Origin of the sequence: Geodermatophilus sp. Leaf369, assembly GCF_001424455.1 — a bacterium.
In the GTDB taxonomy this organism is placed as follows: Bacteria; Actinomycetota; Actinomycetes; order Mycobacteriales; family Geodermatophilaceae; genus Klenkia.
This window is the reverse complement of record NZ_LMQA01000004.1, coordinates 514881-539520: the sequence shown is the minus strand read 5'-3', so window position 1 is coordinate 539520 and position 24640 is coordinate 514881. Positions and strand designations below refer to the sequence as shown.

The following is a 24640-nucleotide window of genomic DNA, read 5'->3' as shown; positions in this document are numbered from 1 at the left end:
CCCCCTGCTGCGGCCGGTCTCCCTCGGGAGGCCGGCCGCAGTGCTGTCAGCTGGAGGGGTCGCGGTCGGGGTAGCGGGCCCGGGCCAGGGCGTAGACGCCGAAGGCGGCGAAGCCCAGGGCGACCGCGGTGAGCAGCCACTGTCCGGTGGGGACCGAGCCGATGGCGTTGATCGCGCCGTCCAGCCCGGTCGCGGTGGACACGTCGGAGGTGACCGCGGCGAAGACCACCAGCCCGCCGGCGACGCCGAAGGCGACCCCCTTGGCCACGTAGCCGACCCGGCCCAGGCCCTCGATGGTCGGCTCGTAGCGATCGGGGGCGGCGTCGAGGTCGACGTCCTTCATGAAGCCGCCGGTGATCCCGCGCAGCACCAGGTACCCGCCCACGCCGATGACGACGAGGCCGACGGCGCCCACCAGCCAGTTGCCCAGCGGCACGCCCAGCACGTCGTCGGTGAGGTCCTGGGTGTTCTCCGCGGCGTCGTACTCGGCGCCGACGGCGAAGACCAGCGCGAGGACGGCGAAGAACCCGTACACCCCGGCCTTGGCCAGGCACTTCGCGCAGACGAAGGCGGCCTTCGCGCGGTGCTCGGGGTCCAGCAGCCCGGTCCACCACCGGAGCACCTCCCCGGCCTGCCAGACCGCCAGGCTCAGCAGGCCCAGGCCGAGCACCCAGAGCAGCACCAGCCCGCCGGGGCTCGAGCCCAGGGTGCGCAGCGCCCCGGCCTGGTCGGCGTCCGCGGCGTCGGGGTTGATCCGCCAGGCCACGGTGAACGCCAGCCAGCCGATGGTGAAGTGCATGAGGGCGTACGCGATCAGCCCGATCCGGGCCAGGCGCTCGAGCCACGGGTGGTCGGTGACCTCGCGGGCGTGCCGGACGGCCCGCAGGACCGTGCTGAGCACCCGGCGGAGCGGGGGAGCGGTGCCGGTCACGACCGCTGCGGGTACCGGGCGCGGAAGAAGCAGAAGACACCGAACGCGGCGATGCCCAGCGCCACCAGGGTCAGCAGCCCCTGCCCGAAGGGGGCCTCCAGCACGGTGTGCATCGCGCCGTCCAGGCCGGTGGACTGCGACGGGTCGACCGTGACCGCGGCGTAGCCGAGCAGCCCGCCGACCACGACGAACGCGATGCCCTTGGCGACGTAGCCGACCCGACCGAGCCGCTCGACCACGCGGACCTGCTGCGCGGGCGCGTCGGCGGTGTCGATCTCCTTCATGAAGGAGCCCTTCAGGCCCTTGACCACCTGGTAGACACCCACGCCGATGACGACGAGCGCACCGAGCCCGACCAGGTACCGCCCGCCGGGCAGCCCGAAGACCCCGGCGGTGGCCTGCTGCTGGTCCCCAGAGCTCGAGGACCCGCTGCCGGTGGCGAAGCGCAGCGCGCTGACGGCCAGGAAGCCGTAGACGACCACCTTGGCCACGCACTTCACGATGCCGACGACGGCCTTCTTCCTCGCGTCTCCCGCGCCGCCGAGCCGGCCGAGGAAGGGCAGCACGGAGGCGGCCTGCCAGAGCGCCAGGGCGATCAGTCCGAGGCCGAGCACCCACAGCAGCGGGGTGCCGAACGGCTCCTCGGCCAGGGTCTGCAGCGCGCCGGACTGGTCGGCCGACCCGCCCCCGCCGCCCCAGGCCAGCTGCAGGGCCAGCCAGGCGATGAGCAGGTGGACCAGGCCGTAGGCGAGCAGCCCGACCCGGGCCAGGTGCTGGAGGGCGTCGGAGTCACCGGCCTGCCGGGCCTTCTGCTGGGCGGTCATGGTGGCTCCTCCTCGTCGTTCCCCCGGTGCCGCTGGAGCGTGGCACACGGGCATCAGCCCCGCCGGGCCGTGGGACGCTGTGCCCTCGGGTTCCCGGTCGGGCGTCCGCTCCCCGGCAGGCCGGAGCACGCCCGTGCGCACGACCAGGTTCGTCTTCAGCTGCCACCGTGACGCCGGCGGGGCGCTGACGGCGGTGTGCGGCGGGGCCCACCAGGACTGGTCGCCGCGCGAGGTGGCCGACGTCGCGGCGGACATCGAGACCGGGGTGCACTACGCCGTCCCGTGGTCGCAGGGCCCGATCGCCGTCGAGGTCCGGGGTGACGGCGCAGGGCGCCGGTGGCTGCACAGCAGCGGCCGGCGCGACGGCGCCAACGAGCTCGACGCGCTGGCGACCTGCACCCGGCACGGGGACGTGCCCACCGCCGAGCAGGCCGTGCGCACCGCGGGGCGTCCCCGGCGCGGCTGAGTCCTGCTCAACCGCCCAGGACGCGGCGCAGGTCAGCGGGGGTGAGCGTCGCCGAGGGGCCGGCCGGGTCCAGCACCAGGCCGGGGCGGCCGTCGTCGAGCACCCGCTGCAGGAACACCCGGAGGGGTCGGACCGCGGACGCCGACCCGGGGAGGACCGCCTCGACCTCCAGGGACGAGGTGAACGCCAGCGCCGCGGCCCGCCCGTCGGGCAGCCGGGCCGTCAGCACCGGGGAGCCCTCGCGGGGGGCGGTGACGGCCTCCAGGAGCACCGCGTCGTCGTCGTCGAGCTGGTGGCCCAGCACGCGCAGCAGCAGCTCGTGGTCGCCGACCACCAGCGCCTCCTTGACCGGGGTGTTGCGTCGTCCGCGCAGCACCGCCGCCAGCTCGGCGGGCCCCAGGACCAGGCACGCCCCGGCCGGGTCGACGGCCAGGCCGGTGCCGGGTGCGCGGGTGACCAGGTCCAGCACACCGACCGCGGTGGGGGCCACGACCTCGGGTGCGGCCACCCCGGTGTGGGCGACCACCGCGGCCAGGTCGGTGTAGGCGAAGGCCACCGGGGAGCCGTCGGTGGCCTGCCCGCCGCTGATGGAGAACGGTGCACCGTCGTCGGGGTCGCGGACGGCGCGCGTGACGTCGGTGAGCAGCCGGCCCTGCAGCAGGGTGCGGACGGCGAGCACCCAGTGCTGCCGGTCCCGGGAGGCCTCGAAGGCGGCCAGGGCCTGCTGGGCGTGCCGGTTGCGGACGTCGGGCACGGGGGCGCTCTCGGGGTCGGGCATCGCGGTCGAGTCTGCCCCGGCCCGGCCGCGCCGTCGGATGGGGGACACTGGGGCGGTGACGACGTCTGCCCAGCGCCCCACCCCTGCCGCCACCCCCGCGGCGACGGACTCCCCGGCCCAGGCCCGCCGGTCCTGGCCGTGGCTGGTGGCCCAGGGCGGCCTCCTCGTCCTGCTCGGGCTGACCGCGGTCCTGTGGGCCGGCGGTGGCGCCCGGGTGCTGCTGGCCGGGGTCGGTGCGCTCGGCGTGGTCCGCGGGGTGACCGCGCTGCGGGCCGGTCGCGCCGGCCTGGTAGACCGGCAGGCCGCCGTCGTCGGCGCCGGTGCTGCCTGGGCCGGGCTGGTCGGCATCGGCCTGGCGCTGTTCCCGTCCCCGGTCGCCGGGTGGGCCTGCGTGGCCCTGCTCGTCCTCGCCCTCGGCGCCCTGGTGGCCCGGGCCGACGCCGCCCGCCGCACCCGTGCCCTGCTCGCCTCCGGGCTCGCCGTGGCCGCCCTCGCGGTCGGCACCGTGCTCGCCGGCCCCGCCTGGCTGACCGCGTCGGCCGTCGTCGCGGTGGGCGTGGCCGCCGCCGTGCTCGGTGTGCTCACCGGGCTGGCCGCCCTCGCGGTGCGCCGCGTCGCCGCGACCCCGGAGCCGGTCGCTCCGGCCGGGTGCGGCGGTTGCGCGTGCGGCGCCGGTGGCTGCGGGGGCCTGCAGCGCGGCTGACCCGCCGCCCGCACTCAGCCCAGCAGCCACACCACCGGCGAGTCGCCCCGGGCGCCGCCGGCCACCCAGCCGCCGGAGCCGTCGGCGACCAGCGAGGTCACCGCCACCCCGTTGCCGAGCACGAACGCCGAGCGCTGCTGCCCGTCGCCGACCACCACCCGTGCGGTGCCGGCGTCCTGCACCGCCACGGCGACCGCCTCCCCGGCCACGGCGAGGTCCACCGCCCGACCGGGGCCGAGGTCCACCGGCTCCCCGTCCGTCGTCTCCAGCCAGGCCCGCTCGTCGCGGGTGGTCGCAGCCAGCACCGTGTCGTCCCGCACGCCCAGGCTCGCGACCGCGCCGGCCAGCGGGTGGGTGCGCGGGACGGTCACCGCGCCGGGCACGGTCACGTCCAGCCAGGTCAGCGTGGTCGCACCGGCCCCGTCGACGGTGGCGACCACCAGCGCCGTCCTCGCCCCGGTGCGCAGCACGGCGAGGTCGGCAACCGTGACGGGCGGTCCGGTCGCGGTCGCCGGGAACGGCAGCGGGACGTCGGTGGCCACGACGTCCCCGCTGAGCACCGCGAGCGTCACCGGTCCGCCCGGGGCGGCCGGGCCGCTGACCGCAAAGCTGTCGCCCCCGTCCGTGCCCAGCTGGGGGCCGCCGCCGGCGGCGGCGAGCTCGGCGAGCACCCGGACCTGTCCGGTGTCCCGGTCCAGGCCCAGGACGGTGTCGGGCGCCCGGGTGGCGGCCAGGAGCGTGCCGCGGACCTCCAGCAGCTCGGTGGGCCGGCCGGCGACCGGGGCGGCCACCCCGGCGGCGAGCGGGTCGCGGTCCAGCACCACCAGCAGCAGGCCCGCGTCGTTCCCGGTCAGTGCGTGCACCTGCCCCTCGACCAGCGCCAGGTCCGCGACCGGCAGTGAACCGGGCAGCACCAGCAGCCGGGGGGCCCGCGGTGCGGCGTCGTCCCCGGCCGGACCGGTGCAGCCGACGAGCAGCAGTGCCGCCGCGAGGGCCAGGACCCGGCGCACGGTCAGGTCCGGCTCAGCCGAGGGTCCACAGCAGGCTCTCCCCGTCGCAGGTGCCGGCGACCAGGAAGCCGCCGTCGGGGTCGGCCGTCACGGCCAGCGCGTCGCCGGTGCCGCTGCACAGCTCCAGGGTGGTCGGGTCCGCGTCGCCGGGCGGGGTGAGCACCACGGTGGGCGATCCCCGGTCCAGCAGGGCGACGAGCACCCCGGACTCCCCGACGGCCAGACCCGCGGCGCGGCTCCCGGGGTCGGTGGTGAGCGGCCGGGACTCCTGTCCGCCGGTGGCCAGGTCGGGCTGCACGAGGGCCAGGCCCTGCGCCGGGTCGTCGAGCAGGGCGACCGGCGCGCCGTCGGCGTCGGTGGTGACGGCGACGAGCGGGGCGCGGTCGTCCCCGGGCTGGACGTCCATCGGGTCGCCGGCGGGCTCCAGGTCGGCGTCCAGCCCGACCAGCACCGACGCCGACCCCTCGGCGGCGTCCACGGTGAGGCCGAGGACGAGGCCGCCGTCGCCGGTGGACGCGAGGCCGGCCAGCTCCAGCGCGGTCGGGTCGGCGACGCCCGGGTCGACCTCGGCGGTGTCGAGGACCTCCCCGGTGCCCGGGTCCAGGGCGAGCACGGTGGCCCCGACCGCGTCGGTGTCCTCGACGAGGACGTAGAGCGTCGCGGCGTCCGTGCTGGCGGCCGCGAACAGCGGGACGCCGCGGGGGGCGGTCTCCCCGGGCTGCAGGGGGACGGGCTGGGCGGCCGGGCCGTTGCCGTTGGGCACCTGACCGTCGTCGAACGGGTAGAGGCCCAGCACCGGGTCGGGGCTGACCGGGTCGGCGGTGAGCGTCACGCCCACGGGCCCGTCGTCGGTGGTCACCAGGTCGCCGACGACGGTGCCGGTGACCGACGTCGTGCCGCCGGACGCCACCACGGTGGCCCCCGTCGAGGTCAGCACCAGCGTCACGGGCGACCCGTCGGGGTCCAGCACCACGCGGGCGCCGGTGACCGTGTCGGCGTCGACGGCCAGGTCGGTCTCCTCGGTGACCGTGAGGCCGGTCGGGGGGGCCGACGTGCTGGTGGTCGGCGCGGACGAGGAGGGGGTGCTCGTCGGGTCGGCGGTGTCCCGGTCGGCGAAGGAGGTGCAGCCGGCGCTCAGGCACAGGAGGCCGGCCAGGGGGATCAGTCGCGTGCGGGTCACCGGCTCATCCTCGCCGCTGTCGGGTCGTCGAGGTGTGACACCGGGGTGGATCGGTGCGGGATCGCAACCGTCGGTTCACCGATTCGTCATGACGTGTGCCTACCGTCGTGCACGTCACACCTCGACCACCCGCTGGGGGACCCCGTGCGCACTCTCGAACGCGGCGCCTGGACCTGCGCCAACTGCCCCACCACCAACGAGTCCCACCGCAAGCGCTGCACCGACTGCGGCACGACCCGGCACTGACGCCGGCTCAGCGGCGCAGCAGCGCGACCGCGGCCAGGACCAGCTGCACGGTGACCAGGGCCAGCCCGGCCACCACCGTCGACGAGGGACCGTGTGCCATCCCGTCGTGACCGCCACCGACCACCATCGGGGCGTGCACGGCCAGCATCCCGGCGTCCACCAGGGCGCTCAGCGCCCACACCTGCCCCGACGGCGCCCGCCACAGGTGCCAGGCGCACGGCAGACACGCCAGCGCCATCACCGCCATGGCGACGGCGGAGAGCTCCCCGCTCGCGGCGAGCAGCAGGTGCACCCCGGCCGAGCCGACCGCGAGCACCGCGGCGGTCCGGCCGAGGGCGACGGCCCGGGTGGACCCGGTCAGGGGCAGGGTCGCCGTCACCCCTTGCCCTGGCAGTGCGCGGACGTCGAGGCCGGGACCCCCAGCGCGGGGTTGGCGTCGAAGAACCCGACCGGCTTGAGCACGAACCCGGCGTAGTCGGTGGGCATGACCGGCCAGTCCTCCGGTCGCGGGAAGTGGGTCAGCCCGAACGTGTGCCACAGGACGACGTCGGCGTCCTCCAGCGGGGCGTCGCCCTCGATGAACGCCGGCAGGCCGGCGGCACCGGGGTGCTGGTTGACGAAGTCCCCGGCGGGATAACGCTCGGCCGGGTCGTACTCGGTCACCCACAGCGACTTCGTGGCGAACGTCGCCCGCTGGTGGATCGAGGAGCTGTCGTCGGCGAGCAGGACCGGGGCGTTCTCCGGGTGCAGCGCGTAGCCCACCGGCTGGCCCAGCCGGTTGGTCTTGTTCGGGTTGACCACGTGCCAGGTGCGGCCCTTCGTGGCGTCGGTGCTCCGGCCGCCCTCGGACTCCCGGGTGACCGGGGTGAGCGAGCGGGTGAAGGCGTTGCCGTAGGGGTTGGTGTCGCTCACCGGCACCCGGACGGCGTCCACCTCGTGCACGGTGTTGCCCGAGCCGTCGGCGGCGTCCACGGCCATGTCCAGCCGGGCGGAGAACAGGTGCTGGTGGAACGGGGCGCCCAGCCCGGGGGCGATCTCGGTGGCGTAGGGGTGCTCCTCGCCGCGGTAGGCCGAGGTGAAGACGACGCCGGTGGCCTTGGACTCCAGCTGGATCGTGCCGTCGGTGTAGAGGTACCAGTAGAAGCCGTAGTCGTAGTTGCCGATCGTGGTGAAGAAGCTGATCACCAGCCGGCGCGAGCGCCGCGTCTCGGCCATCCCGGTGAACATGTCGGTGTGCTTCCACCCGACGCCGTAGTCCTCCTCGTGCAGGCAGATGGCGTTGCGCATGACCCGGGGCGCGCCGGTCTCGTCGGCGATGGTGGCGTCGAAGTACTGGATGTCGCCCAGGCAGTCGCAGCCCAGCTCGAGGGAGTTGGTGTACCGGGCGAAGAGGTACTCGCCGGTGTCGAAGTAGTTCTGCCAGAACCGCACCGGTGAGGGGTCGGCGTAGGGCACGACCATCTCGGCGATCGATGCGCGGTGCACCACCGAGCGGCCGTCGATGGACAGCTGGTTGAGCGTCAGGCCCTCGCGCACGTCGAAGCCGACCCGGAACTCCCAGCCGGCCCAGCGGACGACGTCGTCCTCGACGGTGAACGAGCGGCCCTCGGGCTGGGTGATCTCGATCGGCTTCAGGTCGCGCGGGGTGCCCTCCAGCGACGCCCGCTCGGCGGGCACCGGCAGGTCGAAGTGGTCGTGCACCGCCGTGGTCACGCCGCGGGTGATGTCGACGTAGGCGACGACGCCGTCCACCGGGTGCGCCCACGGCAGGTCCTGCGGGTCGGCCTGGTGGAAGCCGAGCACCCGGACGACGCGGTGGCCGTGCTCCTCGGGGAAGTAGGACCCGGCCGACAGCGGCACCGCGCGCACGTCGGCGACGTCCAGCCCGCGCTTGGCCATCGCGGCCAGCCAGCCCTCGTCGGTGGCCAGGATCGGCTCGATGGCCTCGAACTCGGCGTCGGTGATCGGCACCTGGCCGTCGGCGACGCCGTCGATCTCGGTGTCCCGGACGACGGTGCCCGCGGTGACCGAGACGAGCACGTCGCGCCCGGAGCCGGTGGCCCGGTCCAGGAGCAGCAGGCGCAGCCGACGCTCGACCTGCGCGCCCGGGACGAACTCCAGCACGTCGCGCTTGTGCGGCTCCTCCAGCCCGACGTAGACGAACACGGTGCTCGGCTGCACCAGACCCGCCTCGGTGACGATGCCGCGGGCGGTGTCGATCTCCTCGGCCGACATCCGGGAGAGCGGGTGGGTGGCGGTGCTGGCGGTGGTGCGGTCCTCGGTGGTGGTCATGGTCGGTCTCCTCAGATCTGGGGGGCGTCGGGGCGGGTGGCGCGGACGAGGTCGCGGGCGGCGGACGGGCGGGCCTTGGCCAGGACGAACCCGCCGGCCAGGGCGACGAGCAGGAGCACCCCGGCGCCGACGCCGAGGGCGGTCGAGCCGCCCATCAGCAGCGGGAGGTTCTCCACCAGGAGCACGAGGATCGCGATGAGCCCGAGCACGCCGAGGGCGGGTGCGACGAGCGTCTGCCAGGGACGGCGGTCGACCCCGGTGCGGCGGAAGAAGACCAGGACGGCGATGCAGGCCAGCAGCATCAGCCCGACGATGCCGACGCTGGCGATGCCGGCCAGCCAGGTGAAGACCTCCAGCACGGGGTCGAGTCCCGCGATCGCGCTGGCCGCCATGAGCACCGCACCCACGACGCTGGTCACCAGCGAGGCCACGTGCGGCGAGGAGTGCCTGCCGTGGCTGCGCCCGAAGGACGCCGGGACGACGCCGGTGTTGCCCAGGGAGAAGAAGTAGCGGCTGAGCACGTTGTGGAAGCTCAGCACCGCGGCGAACAGGCTGGTGATGAACAGGACCTGCAGGACGTCGCCGGCCGCCGTCCCCAGGTACTCCTGGGCGGTGATGACGAGCATGTTGCCGGGGTCGGCGGCGGCCACCGCGACGACCCCGCTGTCGCCCCAGGCGCTGACCACGGCCCAGGCGCTCAGGGTGTAGAAGACGCCGATGATCGAAAGCGCTGCGTAGGTGGCGCGCGGGATGGTGCGGTCGGGGTCGCGTGCCTCGTCGCGGAAGATCGCGGTGGCCTCGAACCCGATGAACCCGGCGATGGCGAACATCAGCCCGAGGCCCGGCGCCCCGGAGAGCACCTCGGTGGGGTTCAGGAACGCCGTCGACAGACCCTCGTCCGTGCCGCCCCGGCCGACCACGGCGGCGTCCAGCACCAGCACGATCGCGACCTCGGCGACCAGCAGCACCCCGAGCACCTTGGACGACAGCTCGATGTGCCGGAAGCCCAGCAGCCCGGTGATGCCCAGGACGACGAAGGTCCACAGCCACCACGGCAACGACGGGCCGCCGTAGGACTCGACCAGCCCGCCGAGGGCGAAACCGATGTAGCCGTAGACCGCGCCCTGCACGGTCACATAGCTGACCAGCGCGACCAGCGCGCTGCCCAACCCCCAGCCGCGGCCCAGGCCCACGCCGATGTAGGAGTAGAAGGCCCCGGCGTTCGGCACGTGCCTGGTCATCGCGGTGAAGCCGACGGCGAAGAACGCCAGCACGATCGCCGACACCAGGTAGGTGGCGGGGAAGCCGGGGCCGTTGCCGGCGGCGATGCCGATGGGGACGGTGCCGGCGACGACGGTCAGGGGTGCCGCGGCGGCGACGACCATGAACACGATGGCACCGACCCCGAGCTTCCCGGAGAGCCGGTGCCCGTCGGGTGTCGCGGTGCTTCCGGGTGGTGCGGGGTCCGAGACGGTGGCCACGGGGGGCTCCTGGGGGTCGACGGCGGGTGTGGCTGCCGAGACTGGCCCGCCGGACCGTGATGCCGGTTACACGCCCGTCATCTGTGCGCAACATCCCCGTGACACCGAACGGGACACCGGGCATCCCCGATTCTCATTCGGGGACACGCTGGTGGACACCCGACCGGCTCCGCGGCTGACTACGCTGCGCCACCAGTCCGGCCTCGCCCGGCCCGCCCGTGCACCGCCCGAGGAGGACAGTGTCCCAGCGTGCCACGCTCGACGGACTGCCCGACCGGTCGCCCGTAGCGGGTCTGCGCCGCCGCGGGCTGAGCTTCGTCGAGGTCCTGGCCCAGTCGGTGAGCGCGCTCGCCCCGTCGGCGGCGGTCGTCGCGGTGCCCTCGATCGTCATGGTGCAGGCCGGGGCGGCCACGCTGCCGGTGCTGCTGGCCGGCACCGCCCTGGTGGTGCTCGTGGGCTGGTGCCTCACCCACGTCGCGCGCCGGATGGCCGCGGTCGGCGGGGTCTACAGCTACACCGCCAAGGGGCTAGGTCCGGCCGGGGCGCTGCTGGGCGGGTGGGGGCTGGTGGTCGGGTACGCCGCGGTCGCGATGTCGGCCCTGGTCGGGTCGGTGGCCTACCTGACGTCCTTCACCGGGCTCCGGCCGGCCGGGTGGGTGCTGGCGCTGCTCGCGGTGGCGATCGGTGCGCTGGCCACCCTCACCACGGTCCGTGGGATCCAGCTCTCGGCCCGGGTCGCGCTGGCGATCGAGGTGGTGTCGATCGCGGTCGTCGTCGTCGTCCTCGGCGTGCTGCTCGTCGCGCACTGGTCGGGGTCCGGCGGCACCGGCACCGGTGCCGCCGTGGTCGACGGACCGGTCAGCCCCGCAGGGGTCGCCACCGGGGTGGTCCTGGCGGTGGCGGCGTTCATGGGGTTCGAGAGCGCGGCGACGCTGGGCGTGGAGGCCCGCCGGCCGCTGGTCGCCGTCCCCCGGGCGGTGCTGTGGACCCCGGTGGCCGCCGGGGTCCTGTTCCTGGCCGCGGGGGCCGCCCAGGTGGTGCTCCTGCGGGCGGCGCCGGTGGAGGTGCTGACCAGCGACGTCCCGGTCGCCCAGCTGGCCGACGCCGAGGGTCTGGGCGCGCTGTCCCGGCTGCTGGACGCCGGCATCGCCGCGTCCTTCTTCGCCTGCGTCACCGGGTCGACCAACGCGCTGAGCCGGGTGCTGTTCTCCATGTCGCGCGAGGGGGTGCTGCCCGCCCCGCTGGGCCGCACCCACCGGCGGTTCGACACCCCCGCGGTCGCCCTGGCCCTGGTCCTGCCGGTGCTGGTCGGGGTCCCGGCGGTGGCCCTGGCGAGCGGGGCGCGGCCGCGGGACGTGCTGGCCGCCTCCCTGACGGTCAGCGCGCTGGGGTACGTGGTGGCCTACGCCCTCGCCGCCGCCGCGGTGCCGCTGTTCCTGCGCCGGATCGGTGAGCTCACCCGTCCGGTCCTGGTGGGGGCGGCGGTCGCCACGGCGTTGTCCACCGGGGTGCTGGTGCTCGCGGTGGCCGGGGCGTCGTGGGCCGGTGGCGGGCTGACGGTGGTGGTGTTCGTGCTGGCCTGGCTGCCGGGGCCGCTGCTCTGGGCGGCGCTGCGCCTGCGGGCCCCGCAGCGGCTGGCCCGGGTCGGCGTCTACGACCAGGCGACCGCGTCCTCCCTGCTCCCCGGCCAGGGGGTGCGCCGGTGACCGCGGTCGACCGTGGGGTCACCGGGCGGCAACCGCAGGCGGTGCGCTCGGCGCTGGCGGTGCTGGAGGAGGTGGCCCGGGCCGGCGCGGGGGTGACCGCCAAGGAGGTGGCCGAGGGCCTCGGGCTGCCCCCGGCCACCACCTACCGGTTGCTGAACCTCCTGGTGGGGGAGGAGTACCTGGTCCGCCTGCCCGACCTGCACGGCTTCGCCCTCGGCGCCAAGGTCGCCGGCCTGGCCGGGGTGATCGCGCCGGCCCGGGTGCCCACCGCGGCCCGCCGGGCGGTGGCCGACCTGCGCGGCCGGGTGCGCGCGGGGGTGCACCTGGTGCTGGTCGCCGGGCCGACGGTGCGCTGCGCCGACGTCGACCCCGACCTGCCGTTGGCCTCCCCTGCCCTGGTGGAGGGCCACCTGCACGCCAGCGCGGTGGGCCACCTCGTGCTCGCCGAGGCCGACGACTGGCGCGAGGCCGTGCACCACCCGGGGCGGCTGGAGGCGCTGACCGTCGCCACCCCCACCCGGCCGGCCGAGGTCGAGGCCTGCCTGGCGCAGGTGCGGGCGCACGGCTTCGCCGGTCAGGTCGGTCAGCTGCACGCCGGGGTGGGCTGTCTGGCCGTCCCGGTGCGGGGGGCCGGGGGACTGCTGGTCGCCGCCGTCGCGGTCACCTCGGCGCGCGGGGTGGTCCCGGTGGAGTACCTGGACGCCACCCGGGAGTGTGCCGCGGTGCTCGCGCCGTTGCTGGACTGAGTCGTACCCGGCAGGGTGCGGGCATGCGCGTGGTGGGGATCGTCGTCGCCGTCGTCCTGTTCGTGGTGGCGGCCCTGATGACCGTGGTCACGATCAGCCTGTTCGTCGACGGGAGCACCGGGTCGGGGGTGCTGGCCGCGGTCTTCCTCGCCATCACGCTGCTGGCCGCGGTGCTGCTCGTGAGGGCGTCGGCCGGGGCCGGGAAGCGCTCGGCGGGTGACCGCCGGCGGCGCACGGGACGACGGGACCAGGGGCTGTACTACGGCGACACGTCGGTGTCCTACGGCTACGTCGGTGGGGTGTGGGGCGGGGACGGCGGTGCGGACGGTCGGCACGACGGCGGGTCGAGCGGGCACGGCGGCCACGACTTCGGTGGCGGCGGGTCCTTCGCCTCCGACGGCGGGAGCAGCAGCGGGTCCGACGGTGGTGGTGGCGGCTCGGACGGCGGCGGGGGCGGCGGGGGCAGCGACTGACCCCTCAGCGGACGCACAGCCGCTGACTCCCGGCCACCTGGCGGCCACCGCCGGGTCACCTCCCGCTGACAGCGTCGCCCGTCGTGACCTCCCCCCGCCGCCGCTGCGGCGCCCTCCTCACCCTCACCGCCCTGGCCGCGGGCACGGCCGCGCTCACCGCGCCCACGGCCGGCGCCGCCCCCGGTGACCTGTTCACCCGCACGGCCACCTACCCGGTCTTCCAGAACTCCGGCCTCGGGCCGGACGCCGAGGCGGTCGCCGAGATCTCCGCGACCAGCCCCGACGGCCGCACCGTCGCCTACACCGACGCGGCCAACGGCTTCGTCGGGTTCCTCGACATCAGCGACCCGTCGGCCCCGGTCGGCCGGGGCGTGGTCGACGTCGGCGGCGAGCCCACCTCGGTGGTGTACCGCGGTGGCCTGGTGCTGGTCTGCGTGGACGACACCGACGGTGCGTTCGCCGCCCCCTCCGGCCGGCTCGTGGTCCTCGACGCGGCCACGCGCACCGTCGTCCGGGAGATCGACCTCGGCGGGCAGCCGGACTCGATCGCGCTGCGCGCCGACGGCGGTCTGGTCGCGATCGCGATGGAGAACCAGCGCGACGAGGACGTCGCCGACGGGGAGCTGCCGCAGCTCCCCGCCGGCACGCTGACCCTGCTCGACGTCACCGGCCCGGTGGCCGGCTGGACACCGGCGACGGTGGACCTGGTGGACGCCCTCACCGGCATCGGGGCCTACGGCGCCTCCGACCCCGAGCCGGAGTACGTCGCGTTCGCCCCCGACGGCACGCTGGCCCTGAGCCTGCAGGAGAACAACGCGGTCGCCGTCATCACCCCGGCCACCGACCTGGCGGCGAGCACCGTGCGGGCCTTCGACGCCGGCAGCGTCACCGTCAGCGGTGTCGACACCGAGGACGACGACTCGATCGACCCCACCGGCACCGTGGTCGACGCCCCCCGCGAGCCCGACGCGATCGCCTGGGTCGGCGACGGGCTGCTCGCCACCGCCAACGAGGGCGACCTGGTCGGCGGCACACGCGGTTGGACGGTGTTCGACACGGCGACCGGGGACGTCGTGCACGACTCGGGCAACGAGCTCGACCGGCTGGCGATCCAGCTCGGCCTCTACCCGGACAGCCGGTCGGACGCCAAGGGCGTCGAGCCCGAGGGGCTGTCCTTCGGCACCTACGGCGGCGTCCCGTACGCCTTCGTCGGCAGCGAGCGCGGGAACTTCGTCGCGGTGTACGACATGAGCGACCCGACCGAGCCCGCGTACCTGCAGACCCTGCCGACCACCAACGGCCCCGAGGGCCTGCTGCCGATCCCGTCCCGAGGGCTGTTCGTCGTCTCCAGCGAGACCGACGTGCCCGAGGACGACGTCCGGGCCTCGGTGCAGCTGTACTCCCTGGGCGCCGGGCCAGCGACGTTCCCGACGATCGCCTCGCTGCCCGGTGACCCGCCGGTCGCCTGGGGCGCGCTGTCCGGGCTGACCGCGGTGCCCGGCTCGCCCGGCCTGCTGAACGGGGTCAGCGACTCGGCCTACGCCCCGGCCACGATCACCACCATCGACACCACGACCACCCCGGCGACGGTCCGGGCCTCCCTCCCGGTCACCTCCGACACGCCGCTGGACCTGGAGGGCATCGCCGCCCGGGCCGACGGGGGGTGGTGGGTGGTCAGCGAGGGCAACGCCGACGACGAGCTGCCCAACCAGCTGGTCCGGCTCGACGCCGCGGGCGTCGTCGCCGAGCGGGTGGCGCTGCCGGCCGAGGTGCAGCTGGGCAACCGGGGCCTCGAGGGCGTGACGATCGTGCCCGGCGGCGGACCGGAGGTGCTCTGGGTCGCGCTGCAGACGACGGCGACCGGCGACCCGGAGGGTGTCAGCCGGCTGGGCCGCTACGACACCGCGACCGGCACCTGGAGCTGGGTCGGGTACCGGCAGGAGACCCCGCCGGCGGGCTCCGCCGAGGGCGTCTCGGAGGTGGTCGCGGTGGACGCCGACACCCTCGCGGTGGTCGAGCGGGACGACCGGCCCGGCGTGTTCGCCGCGGTCAAGCGGGTCTACACCGTGGAGCTGGCCGGCGTGACCCCAGCGGCGACCGGTGCCCCGCTGCCGATCGCGCCCAAGACGCTGGCGGTGGACCTGCTGCCGCTGCTGGCCGCGGGCAACGGGTGGGTGCAGGAGAAGGTCGAGGGCCTGGCGATCGGCGGGGACGGGCAGCTGTACGCCGTCACCGACAACGACGGGGTGTCCGACGCGACGGGGGAGACGGTGTTCCTGCGGCTGGGTGCGGCGGCCGAGGTCTTCCCGTCCGCGGCCCCTGCTCCCACACCCACGCCCACGCCCGCACCCGGCCCGGTCGCCGGCGGTCCCGCGGCCCCGCCGCAGCTGGCCGACACGGGTGCCTCCGTCGGTGGCCTGGGCGCCGTCGCGGCGCTGCTGCTGCTCGCCGGTGGTGGCGCCGTCGTCGCCGGTCGGCGCAGCCGGGCCTGAGCCCCGCCCCGGCGCTCTGACCCCGCTCTGGAGGGTCAGAGCGTCGGGTGGCTCAGTACGAGGTCGAGCCTCCAGCGCCCTCGGACGCCGGGACCTCCTCGCCGGCCGCGACCGGGCCGGGCGGGGTGCCGTCGCCGAACGGGGAGCCGCCGAGCTCCTCGCGGCCGTGCGCGGTGAGCCAGTTCGAGGTGTCCGGGCCGACCGGCACGATCTGCGTGGGGTTGATGTCGGCGTGCACGACGTAGTAGTGCCGCTTGATCTGCGGGAAGTCGGTGGTGTCGCCGAACCCGGGGGTCTGGAACAGGTCCCGGGCGTAGCCCCACAGCACCGGCATCTCGGCCAGCTTCTGCCGGTTGCACTTGAAGTGCCCGTGGTAGACGGCGTCGAAGCGGGCCAGCGTGGTGAACAGCCGGACGTCGGCCTCGGTGATCGTGTCGCCCATCAGGTAGCGACGGGTCTCCAGCCGCTCGCTCACCCAGTCCAGGGCGGTGAACAGCCGGTCGTAGGCGCTGGCGTAGGACTCCTGGGAGCCGGCGAACCCGCAGCGGTAGACGCCGTTGTTGATCTCGGTGAAGACCCGCTTCATGACGTCGTCCATCTCGTCCCGCAGGTGCTCGGGGTAGAGGTCGGGCGCGCCGTCGCGGTGGAACGCCGTCCACTCGGTGGAGAAGTCCAGCGTCATCTGGGCGAAGTCGTTGGTGACCACGGCCCTGGTCGGCAGGTCGACCATCGCCGGCACGGTGATGCCGCGCGGGTACTCCGGGTCGCGGGCGAAGAACGCCTCCTGGAGCCGCTCGTAGCCCAGCACCGGGTCGCGGCCGCCGGGGTCGAGGTCGAAGGTCCAGCTGTTCTTGTCGTGGGTGGGCCCGGTGATGCCCATCGAGAAGGCGGACTCCAGCCCGAGCAGCCGCCGCACGATGGTGGCGCGGTTGGCCCAGGGGCACGCCCGGGCGACGACGAGGCGGTAGCGGTCGGCCTCGACCGGCCAGCCCTGGGACCCGTCGGCCAGGATCCGGTCCTCGATGTAGTTGGTGTCCCGCTCGAAGGACTTGCCGGGCTCGACGTAACCGTTCTCGTTGCTCACCCGACGAGCGTGCGGGCTGCGCAGTGGGTGCGCAGCCCGAACGCCGCGGATCACTCGTCGGCGGGACGCTCCTGCACCAGCTCGGTGCTGACCTCCCAGAGGCGCTCGGCGTTCGCCGGGTCCAGCGCGTACTCCCGCACCCCGCTGCGGGCCTCGGCGTCGTCGGCCACCGTGGGGGACTCGTTGCCGTCCTCCAGGTAGTGCCCGCCGGTGGCGAACTCCGGGGCGAGGGCGGCGACCAGGGTGGTGGACGCGCCCTGCTGCGGGGTCTTGAAGGTCACCGTGCCCTCGCGCTGGGCCTTCTCCCACCCGTCCAGGACGTCCTGGGAGACGTGCCGCTGCAGGTTGGTCATGATCCCGCCGGGCATCAGCGCGTTGGCCACGATGCCGTCGTCGGCCCAGCGGCGGGTGGCCTCGACGGCCAGCAGCACGTTCGCGGTCTTGGACTGCCCGTACGCCGACCACGGGTCGTACTCGCGCTCGGCGAAGTGCAGGTCGTCGAAGACGACGGGGGAGCGCAGGTGTCCGGTGCTGGACACCGACACGATCCGGGCACCGTCCGGGGCGGCGGCGAGCGCGTCGTGCAGGCCCACGGTGAGCGCGAAGTGCCCGAGGTGGTTGGTCGCGAACTGGGTCTCCCAGGCGCGGTCGGTCAGCGTCAGCTGGGGGAGCGCCATCACCCCGGCGTTGTTGATCAGCAGGTCGAGCGGGCCGTCCCAGTCGGCGACGAAGGCCGCGACGGAGTCCAGGTCGACCAGGTCGAGGCGGGCGACGCGCAGCGTGGTGTTGCCCGTCGTCCCCACGACGTCCTGGGCGGCGCGGCCGCCGGCCTCGGTGTCGCGGACGGCGAGGGTGACCTCGGCGCCGGCCTTGGCCAGCGAGCGGACGGTCTCCAGGCCGATGCCCGACGCCCCGCCGGTGACGACGACACGGGTGCCGGTGAGGTCCAGGCCCTCGACGACGTCGTCGGCGGTGCTGGTGGCGGTGAAGCGGGTGGTGATCAGGGGCATGGTCACCACTGTGCCCCTCGTCGGCCGAGCGCGACGGCGTGGGTCAGCCGCAGGGAGCCCGACAGCCAGACCAGCACGTCGTGCAGCCGCAGCGGGGTCGCCCCGGTCGCGGCGGCGAGGTCGGCGAAGGGACCCGCGTTGACGCGCAGCTCCCGGTGGACGACGGCGTGCAGGTCGCTGTCGCCCTCCTCGAGGTGCGGCAGCAGCTGCAGCCGGGTGACCCGGTCGACGTGCGGCACCAGGGCGGGGTGCCGGTGGTGCAGCGCGGCGCTCACGTGGGGGAAGAGCTGCTCCTGCTGGACCGCGCGGAGGGCGGCGCCGACCGTGCCGGGTTCCCCCAGCACCGACACCTCGTCGTCCGGGAGGTCCCCGAACGCCCGTCCGGCGGCCCGGTCGACGGCGGCGTCGACGACCGGGCGCAGGCGGGTGAGCGCGTCCGCGGCGGCCGCCCAGCCGGCCGGGTCGAGCCGGCCGTGCAGACCCTCCGCGGCGAGCAGGTCGGCGTCGTCGGTGCCGGTGGGCAGCAGGTCGCAGCGGGCCCAGCCGAACGCCGGTACCTCCACCCACCGCCCACCGCGGTCACCGGGCGGGCGGAAGCGCAGCGGGCGCAGCCCGTGCTGGTACCCGCGGACGGCGGCGAGGGCGACGTCGGCCGGGAGCGGATCGGGCCCGGCGCTGGGCAGGACGAACGGCGGGGCCACCGGCCCATCATCACCGCCCGGCGTCGACCTCGGCGCGCTCGTCGACGATGAGGTCCTTGCTGCGCACCAGCCGGAGCAGGGTGACCACCAGCAGGCCGCCGGCCATGTTGGCCAGCACGGTGTACCAGAGCCAGGCCAGCCAGTCGGCGTAGCCGAACGGTGCCCCGGCGTGCAGGGCGGCGAAGACCAGCAGCGAGTCCAGCACCGAGTGGAACAGCTGCAGCCCGGCCAGCAGGAAGGCCCCGGCGACGGCGGCGACGATCTTGGCGCCGTCGGAGTCCGTGCCGTGCTGCATCCGGGTCATCAGCGTCAGCACGCTGCCGGCCAGGACGCCCAGGCACACCGACTGCAGGGTCAGCGGGGCGTCCACGAAGTGCACCGCGGACTCGATCGCGGTGGCCCGCAGGTCGGGCAGCGCCTGCACGACCAGCCAGGTGATGATCCAGCCGCCCACCAGGTTGGCCGCGAACGTGCCGCCCCAGAACAGCAGCAGCTGGCGCAGGCTGGCCCGCTTGGCGACCACCGCGGTGACCGGGACCAGGAAGCCCTCGGTGAACAGCTCGCTGCGGGCCAGGAGCAGGGCGATGAAGCCGATGCCGAAGGCGATGCCGGCCAGCAGGTGGCTGTCGGTCTCGGCCAGCACGGCCAGGTAGGCCAGCACGCCGACCCCGACCTCCAGGCCGCCGGCCAGTCCGGTGGTGAGCACCTCGCGCCAGCTGCGGTGCAGGCGCTGGGCGCCCTCGCTGACGATCCGTTCGAAGGCCTCGCCGACCTCGTCCTCGACGGGTGCGTCCCCGTCGCCGAGCTCCGTACGGGTGTCGCTCATGGGGCTCCTCGGGGTCGCCCGAGTGTGCGCGCCCGCGGCCCCGGGCGCCGACCGGAGCGGCGGCAGGACTGCCCGCCGCCGCCCGCGGGTCAGGAGCCGGTGCGGTCCTGCACGTCGAAGTGCACCATCGTCGCCCCGCCGGTGGCGAAGGTCCCGACGTCGGCCCCCGCGGCGGTGCCGGCCTCCGAGGACATCCCGGCGGCCATCGCCTCGGCGGACTCGAAGTCCAGCTCGGCGACCAGGTAGGCCGGCGACGGGGTGCCGTCCATGGTCTCGGCGTGCCCGATGGTGAAGCGCTGCAGGCCCGGGATGGCCTGGGCCAGGCCGGCGTGCACGTCGCGGTAGTGCGCGTCGAAGGCGGCGGGGTCGGTGGGCTGGCCGTAGGTCACGACGAGGCGGTGGGTCACGGGGTACCTCCGGGGTTCTGCGTCCGGGCGGCGGTGCCCGGGCGTCGGGCTCATCCCACCACTGGGCGGACGACGGTGCGAGGTGCCAGGGTGCGGGCGTGAACGGAGCCCGGGCAGTCATCCGCACGCTCGTCGACGCCGGGGTGGAGGTCTGCTTCGCCAACCCCGGCACCTCGGAGATGCACTTCGTGGCCGCGCTGGACGACGTGCCGCAGATGCGCGCCGTCCTCACGCTGTTCGAGGGCGTGGCCACCGGTGCTGCCGACGGCTACGCCCGGATGGCCGGGAAGCCCGCGGCGACCCTGCTGCACCTGGGCCCGGGGCTGGGCAACGGCTGGGCCAACCTGCACAACGCCCGTCGCGGCCGGGCCCCGCTGGTGAACGTGGTGGGCGACCACGCGCTGACCCACAAGCGGCTCGACGCCCCGCTGGAGTCCGACCTCGACGCCCTCGCCGGCGCGGTCGGCTGGTGGCGCCGGTCGCTGACCACCGCCCACGTGGGGGACGACGTCGCCGACGCGGTCGCCGCCGCCCGCCGTGGCCAGGTCGCCACCCTGGTGCTGCCCGCCGACGTCTCCTGGTCCGAGGGCGGTGCCGTCGGCGTGGCCGCACCCGACCGGCCGGCCCGCACGGTCGGCGTCCCCGACCTGCCGCTGGGCCCGGACACCGTGCTCTTCCTGGGTGGGGACGCACTGGACGCCGAGGCACTGCTCGCCGCGGCCCGGGTCGCGGCCGGCACCGGCGCCCGCTTGATGGCGGAGACCTTCCCGGCCCGGATGGCCCGCGGCGCCGGTCTGCCCGACGTGCCGAAGCTGCCCTACCCACCGGGCCCGGCGCTCGCGGCACTGGCCGACGTGGCGCACCTGGTGCTGGTCGGGGCGCCGGCGCCGGTGGCGTTCTTCGCCTACCCCGACACCCCGGGCTCCTTCGTGCCGGAGGGCTGCACCGTGCACGTGCTGGCCGAGCCGGGGGAGTCCTCCCTCGCCGCGCTCACCGAGCTGGCCGACCGGGTCGGGGCCGATCCGGTGCTGGCGTCGGCGTCGGTGCCGACGGTCCCGGACCGGGCGCTGGACCCGCAGGTGCTCGCCGCCGTCGTCGGGGCCGTGCTGCCCGAGCGGACCATCGTCGTCGACGAGTCACTGACCAGCGGGTTCGGTCTCTTCCCGGCCACCGCGGGCGCACCCCGGCACGACGTGCTGTCATTGACCGGCGGGGCGATCGGCGACGGTCTGCCGATGGCCGTCGGTGCCGCGGTTGCCTGCCCCGACCGGCCGGTGCTGGCCGTCCAGGCCGACGGCTCGGCGATGTACACCCTGCAGGCGCTGTGGACGATGGCCCGCGAACAGCTCGACGTCACCGTGCTGGTCTGCGACAACGGGGCCTACGCCATCCTGGCCGGCGAGCTGGAGAGCGTCGGGGCGACCGCCGGCGGGGAGCGGGCCGGGCGGCTGCTCGACCTGGGCTCCCCGGCCCTGGACTTCGTGTCCCTGGCCGCCGGGATGGGCGTGCCCGGGGTGCGGGTGACCACCGGCCCCGAGCTGGCCGAGGCGCTGCGGCACGCGTTCGCCGAGCCGGGCCCGCACCTGGTCGACGCCGTCCTGCGCCGGCCCTAGGGTCCGGGGCACGTCGCAACGACGCGGCGTGCTGGAGGTGCTCCGTGGTCGACCCGCTCGCGCACGTCCCAGGTGACCGGGGGTGGCCGCTGGTCGGCCACACGCTGTCCTTCGTCCGGGACGCCACCGGCTTCACCGAGCGCAACCGGCTGCGGCACGGCGACGTCTTCCGGACCCGGGTGCTGGGCCGCGAGGGCGTCACCTTCCTGACCCCGCAGGCCACCCGGGAGATCTACCTCGACCCCGGCAAGGTGCTCTCCAGCGAGGGCGGTTGGTCGAACACCATCGGCGAGCTCTTCCGCAACGGGCTCATGCTGCGCGACTTCGACGACCACCACCGGCACCGCCGGGTGATGCAGCAGGCCTTCAGCCGGGCCGCGTTGACCGGCTACGTCGACGCCATCCACGACGTCACCGACCGGCACCTGCGCGCCCTCCCGGACGGCGAGGTCGACGTCTACCTGTTCATGAAGCGGCTGACCCTGGACATCGCCGCCGAGGTGTTCGTCGGGGTGTCGCTGGGGGAGCAGTCCGAGCGGGTCAACCGGGCGTTCCAGGCCGCCGTCGCCGCGGCGGTCACCCCGCTGCGGGTGCCGCTGCCGGGCACCCCGTACCGGCGCGGGCTGCAGGGCCGGGCCGAGCTGACCCGGGTGTTCGGCGAGCTGGTGGCCACCCGGCGCCGGGAGGAGCCCCGCGGCGACCTGCTCTCCCGGCTGGCCCACGCCACCGACGACGGCGCGCTGCTGCCGGTCGACGACGTCGTGGACCACGTGGTGTTCCTGATGCTCGCCGCGCACGACACCACCACCTCGACGCTGGCGGTGCTGCTCTGGCAGCTGGCCCTGCACCCGGTCGAGCAGGACCGGGTCGCCGAGGAGGTCCGCGCCCTGGACGGCGCCCCGGTCACCCCCGCCGATCACGGCCGGTTGGTGCACACCTCGCGGGCGATGTCGGAGGCGCTGCGGCTGAGCCCGCCGGTGCCGTTCTCCCCGCGCCGCGCGTTGGCCGACGTCGAGAACGACGGGGTGGCGGTGCCCGCGGGCACCGGGGTCAGCGTCTCCAGCCTCGCGCTGCACCGGCACCCCGACTGGTGGAGCGACCCGTCGGCCTTCGACCCCGACCGCTTCGCCCCCGGACGGGAGGAGCACAAGCAGCACAGCCACCTCTTCGTGCCCTTCGGCGGCGGCGCGCACCTGTGCATCGGCAACCACGTCGCCGAGGTGATGGTGAAGGCGATCGTCGCCCGGCTGCTGGCCACCCGGCGGGTGTCGGCCGACCCGGCCGCGCGCGTCGTCATCTCGCCGATCCCGATCCCCAAGCCGAAGGGGCCGATGCTGCTCACGGTGCGGTGAGCGGCAGCGTGGTTCCATCGGCGACATGCCGTCGACACTGACGCTCGCCCCCGCGCCCACCTCCGAGGCCGCCGAACGGGTCCGCCTGGAGGTGCGCGAGTTCCTGGCCAAGGAGCTCGCCGCCGGCTCCTTCGAGACCCACGTGGACACCTGGCTGTCCGGGGTCGACCCGGACTTCTCCCGCAAGCTGGGGGAGCAGGGCTGGCTGGGGATGACCTGGCCCAAGGAGTACGGCGGCCACGAGCGCACCGCGATGGAGCGCTACGCCGTCACCGAGGAGCTGCTGGCCGCCGGTGCCCCGGTCGCCGCGCACTGGATCGCCGACCGGCAGTCCGGGCCCAACCTGCTGCGGTACGGCACCGAGGCCCAGCGCCGGGAGATCCTGCCGAAGATCGCCGCCGGTGAGTGCTTCTTCGTCATCGGCATGAGCGAGCCCGACTCCGGCTCCGACCTGGCGTCCATCCGGACCAAGGCCGAGCGCAACGCCGACGGCGACTGGGTGGTCAACGGCGCCAAGGTGTGGACGTCGAACGCCCACCACAGCCACTACGCCATCACCCTCGTCCGCACCGCGCCCGCCGACTCGGCCAACCGGCACGCCGGCATGAGCCAGCTGCTGGTCGACCTCTCCACCCCGGGCATCACGATCAACCCGATCCGCATCCTGGACGGCGGCCACCACTTCAACGAGGTCGTCTTCGAGGACGTCGTCATCCCCGGCGACATGCTGCTGGGGGAGGAGGGCGCCGGCTGGCACCAGGTGACCGCCGAGCTCGCCTTCGAGCGCAGCGGGCCCGAGCGCTTCCTCTCCACCTTCCCGCTGTTCGCCGAGTTCGCCCGCCGGGCGTCGTCCCCGGCCGAGCTCGCGACGGTGGGCCGGCTCTCGGCCCGGCTGCTGTCCCTGCGTCAGCTGTCGCTGCGGATCGCCGCCGCGCTGGACCGCGGCGAGCTGCCCGACATCCCCGCCGCCCTGGTCAAGGACGTCGGGACGACGTTCGAGGGCGACGTCGCCGAGGAGATCCGGAAGGTGGTCGACGTGCCCGCGTCGCTGGACTCACCCGACCCGCTCGGGAGGGCGTTGGCCGAGGCCCAGCTGCACTCCCCGGGCTACACGCTGCGCGGGGGCACGAACGAGATCCTCCGCGGGATCGTGGCGCGCGGGCTGGGTCTGCGATGAGCTCCGACCAGGACCTGGTGGTCCAGACCGTCCGGGAGATCCTCACCGGCCACGAGCCCACCCAGCTGACCCCCGACCGTCGCTGGGACGCCGACCTCTGGTCCGACCTGGCCGAGGCCGGGTTGACCGGGGTCGGTCTGCCCGAGGAGGCCGGCGGCTCCGGCGGTGAGCTGGCCGACGCGGTCGCCGTCGTCGCCACCCTGGCCGCAGGCGCCGGGGCGGTGCCGGTCGCCGAGCAGCTGCTGGTCGCTGGCCCCGCCGTGCTGGCCGCAGGTCTGGACCTGCCCGACCCGTCGCAGCCGCTGACGATCGCCGTCTCCGGGGCCGTGCAGGTGGACGGTTCCGGCCTGCTCACGGGCACCGCCACGGACGTCGCCTGGGCCGGGGTCGCGCACTGGCTCGCCGTGGTCGCCGCCGGTCCGGACGGCGACGTCCTCGCGTTGGTCGACGTCTTCGGGCTCGACGCCACGGATGCGGCGAACCTGGCCGGGGAGCCCCGGGGTTCCTACGTCTTCGACGGGGTGCAGGCGCAGGTCGGGCCGCTCGCCGACGACGTCCGCGCCCGGTACGCCCTGGCCCGGGCGGTGCAGCTGTCCGCGGCCGCGGAGACCGTGCTGGCCTGGACAGTGCAGTACGCGGGGGAGCGGGTGCAGTTCGGTCGCCCGTTGGCCAAGTTCCAGGGCATCCAGATGCAGCTGGCCGAGATGGCCGGCGAGGTGACAGCGGTGTCGGCGCTGGTGGACGCCGCCGTTCAGCGCCTGGACCGGGGCGAGCCCCTCGAGCTCGCAGCCGCCGCGGCCAAGGTGCGCGCGGGGGCCGCCGTCGAGGTGGTCGCCCGGCAGGCCCACCAGGTGCACGGCGCCATCGGGTTCACCGAGGAGCACCGGCTGCACCACCTCACCAAGCGGATGTGGTCGTGGCGCGACGAGGCCGGCAACGAGCTCACCTGGGCCCGCGTCCTCGGCGCCGCCGTCGCCGGCGACGACCCCTGGGCCGCCCTCACCTCCGCCGTCTGACCCGGCACCGCACGAGAAGCGCCCCTCTCGTCAGGACTCCTGACGAGAAGGGCGCTTCTCGTCGTGGGGGAGCTCGCGCGAGGGGACAACCCGGTACTCGACGATCACCGAACGCAGGGCCTGCGC

At 75.2% G+C, this 24640-nt stretch carries 23 protein-coding genes; 10 read left to right on the top strand and 13 right to left on the bottom strand.

Annotation, left to right across the window (positions count from 1 at the left end):
* Nucleotides 1–46 precede the first annotated feature (46 nt).
* A complete protein-coding gene (locus tag ASG36_RS18890) occupies nucleotides 47–931 on the bottom strand; it encodes a DUF1206 domain-containing protein (protein ID WP_055767595.1) in 885 nt (294 codons plus the stop codon).
* Complete coding sequence (locus ASG36_RS18885) at nucleotides 928–1755, bottom strand: DUF1206 domain-containing protein (protein WP_055767592.1); 828 nt, start codon at nucleotides 1753–1755, stop codon at nucleotides 928–930. Before ASG36_RS18885 ends, ASG36_RS18890 begins: the two co-directional genes overlap by 4 nt.
* Before the next feature lie 133 nt (nucleotides 1756–1888).
* Between ASG36_RS18885 and ASG36_RS18880 the strand changes: the two genes are divergently transcribed.
* Nucleotides 1889–2221: a hypothetical protein gene (locus tag ASG36_RS18880; protein WP_055767589.1), complete on the top strand. Its 333-nt coding sequence runs from the start codon at nucleotides 1889–1891 to the stop codon at nucleotides 2219–2221.
* Nucleotides 2222–2228: 7 nt separating this feature from the next.
* Here the strand turns inward: ASG36_RS18880 and ASG36_RS18875 are convergent, their stop codons facing one another.
* Nucleotides 2229–2999, bottom strand: a complete 771-nt coding sequence (locus ASG36_RS18875; protein ID WP_055767586.1) for an SseB family protein — start codon at nucleotides 2997–2999, stop codon at nucleotides 2229–2231.
* 55 nt (nucleotides 3000–3054) lie between these two features.
* On the opposite strand from ASG36_RS18875, the gene ASG36_RS22080 reads away from it, so the two are divergent.
* The gene (locus ASG36_RS22080; protein ID WP_055767583.1) at nucleotides 3055–3702 is read left to right on the top strand and encodes a hypothetical protein; all 648 of its coding nucleotides are present in this window, start codon (nucleotides 3055–3057) and stop codon (nucleotides 3700–3702) included.
* A gap of 14 nt (nucleotides 3703–3716) precedes the next feature.
* On the opposite strand, the gene ASG36_RS18865 is transcribed toward ASG36_RS22080, so the two are convergent.
* The 5 genes from ASG36_RS18865 to ASG36_RS18845 form a co-directional block, all read right to left on the bottom strand.
* Nucleotides 3717–4712 carry a hypothetical protein gene (locus tag ASG36_RS18865; RefSeq protein ID WP_055767581.1) on the bottom strand — a complete coding sequence of 332 codons (996 nt, stop codon included), beginning with the start codon at nucleotides 4710–4712 and terminating at the stop codon, nucleotides 3717–3719.
* A gap of 13 nt (nucleotides 4713–4725) precedes the next feature.
* The gene (locus ASG36_RS18860; RefSeq protein ID WP_055767578.1) at nucleotides 4726–5892 is read right to left on the bottom strand and encodes a hypothetical protein; all 1167 of its coding nucleotides are present in this window, start codon (nucleotides 5890–5892) and stop codon (nucleotides 4726–4728) included.
* Between the two features lie 253 nt (nucleotides 5893–6145).
* A complete protein-coding gene (locus ASG36_RS18855) occupies nucleotides 6146–6517 on the bottom strand; it encodes a hypothetical protein (RefSeq protein WP_055767574.1) in 372 nt (123 codons plus the stop codon).
* Entirely contained in the window at nucleotides 6514–8430 is a 1917-nt protein-coding gene (locus tag ASG36_RS18850; protein WP_055767570.1) for a primary-amine oxidase, read from the bottom strand. Before ASG36_RS18850 ends, ASG36_RS18855 begins: the two co-directional genes overlap by 4 nt.
* Nucleotides 8431–8441: 11 nt before the next feature.
* Nucleotides 8442–9911 (bottom strand): APC family permease, encoded by a 1470-nt coding sequence (locus ASG36_RS18845; RefSeq protein ID WP_055767568.1) that lies wholly within the window; start codon nucleotides 9909–9911, stop codon nucleotides 8442–8444.
* A gap of 239 nt (nucleotides 9912–10150) precedes the next feature.
* Here ASG36_RS18845 and ASG36_RS18840 point away from each other — a divergent pair, with 239 nt between their 5' ends.
* From ASG36_RS18840 to ASG36_RS18825, 4 genes are all read left to right on the top strand, one after another.
* Complete coding sequence (locus ASG36_RS18840) at nucleotides 10151–11617, top strand: APC family permease (RefSeq protein WP_055767563.1); 1467 nt, start codon at nucleotides 10151–10153, stop codon at nucleotides 11615–11617.
* Nucleotides 11614–12363, top strand: coding sequence for an IclR family transcriptional regulator (locus ASG36_RS18835; RefSeq protein WP_055767560.1), 750 nt, complete (start codon nucleotides 11614–11616; stop codon nucleotides 12361–12363). Before ASG36_RS18840 ends, ASG36_RS18835 begins: the two co-directional genes overlap by 4 nt.
* Before the next feature lie 23 nt (nucleotides 12364–12386).
* Nucleotides 12387–12836, top strand: a complete 450-nt coding sequence (locus ASG36_RS18830) for a hypothetical protein (RefSeq protein ID WP_055767557.1) — start codon at nucleotides 12387–12389, stop codon at nucleotides 12834–12836.
* An 83-nt stretch (nucleotides 12837–12919) separates the two neighbouring features.
* A complete protein-coding gene (locus tag ASG36_RS18825; protein WP_055767554.1) occupies nucleotides 12920–15328 on the top strand; it encodes an esterase-like activity of phytase family protein in 2409 nt (802 codons plus the stop codon).
* Between the two features lie 52 nt (nucleotides 15329–15380).
* Here ASG36_RS18825 and ASG36_RS18820 read toward each other — a convergent pair whose 3' ends face one another.
* The 5 genes from ASG36_RS18820 to ASG36_RS18800 all read right to left on the bottom strand — a co-directional run bounded on the left by ASG36_RS18820 (nucleotide 15381) and on the right by ASG36_RS18800 (nucleotide 19356).
* Nucleotides 15381–16412 carry a glutathione S-transferase family protein gene (locus ASG36_RS18820; RefSeq protein WP_055767551.1) on the bottom strand — a complete coding sequence of 344 codons (1032 nt, stop codon included), beginning with the start codon at nucleotides 16410–16412 and terminating at the stop codon, nucleotides 15381–15383.
* Between the two features lie 50 nt (nucleotides 16413–16462).
* Nucleotides 16463–17422 (bottom strand): SDR family NAD(P)-dependent oxidoreductase, encoded by a 960-nt coding sequence (locus tag ASG36_RS18815; RefSeq protein WP_055767923.1) that lies wholly within the window; start codon nucleotides 17420–17422, stop codon nucleotides 16463–16465.
* Nucleotides 17423–17424: 2 nt separating this feature from the next.
* Nucleotides 17425–18123, bottom strand: coding sequence for a DUF6308 family protein (locus ASG36_RS18810; protein ID WP_055767548.1), 699 nt, complete (start codon nucleotides 18121–18123; stop codon nucleotides 17425–17427).
* A 10-nt stretch (nucleotides 18124–18133) separates the two neighbouring features.
* Nucleotides 18134–18949: a formate/nitrite transporter family protein gene (locus ASG36_RS18805; RefSeq protein WP_055767546.1), complete on the bottom strand. Its 816-nt coding sequence runs from the start codon at nucleotides 18947–18949 to the stop codon at nucleotides 18134–18136.
* Nucleotides 18950–19038: 89 nt separating this feature from the next.
* Complete coding sequence (locus ASG36_RS18800) at nucleotides 19039–19356, bottom strand: EthD family reductase (protein ID WP_055767543.1); 318 nt, start codon at nucleotides 19354–19356, stop codon at nucleotides 19039–19041.
* Between the two features lie 98 nt (nucleotides 19357–19454).
* On the opposite strand from ASG36_RS18800, the gene ASG36_RS18795 reads away from it, so the two are divergent.
* From ASG36_RS18795 to ASG36_RS18780, 4 genes are read left to right on the top strand one after another with little or no spacing between them, the layout of a single operon-like run.
* Nucleotides 19455–20969 carry an acetolactate synthase large subunit gene (locus ASG36_RS18795; RefSeq protein ID WP_055767541.1) on the top strand — a complete coding sequence of 505 codons (1515 nt, stop codon included), beginning with the start codon at nucleotides 19455–19457 and terminating at the stop codon, nucleotides 20967–20969.
* 44 nt (nucleotides 20970–21013) lie between these two features.
* Entirely contained in the window at nucleotides 21014–22321 is a 1308-nt protein-coding gene (locus tag ASG36_RS18790; RefSeq protein WP_055767538.1) for a cytochrome P450, read from the top strand.
* Between the two features lie 25 nt (nucleotides 22322–22346).
* The gene (locus ASG36_RS18785; RefSeq protein ID WP_055767536.1) at nucleotides 22347–23498 is read left to right on the top strand and encodes an acyl-CoA dehydrogenase family protein; all 1152 of its coding nucleotides are present in this window, start codon (nucleotides 22347–22349) and stop codon (nucleotides 23496–23498) included.
* The gene (locus ASG36_RS18780) at nucleotides 23495–24514 is read left to right on the top strand and encodes an acyl-CoA dehydrogenase family protein (protein ID WP_055767533.1); all 1020 of its coding nucleotides are present in this window, start codon (nucleotides 23495–23497) and stop codon (nucleotides 24512–24514) included. The genes ASG36_RS18785 and ASG36_RS18780 overlap by 4 nt, the downstream gene beginning before the upstream one ends.
* Nucleotides 24515–24640 lie beyond the last annotated feature (126 nt).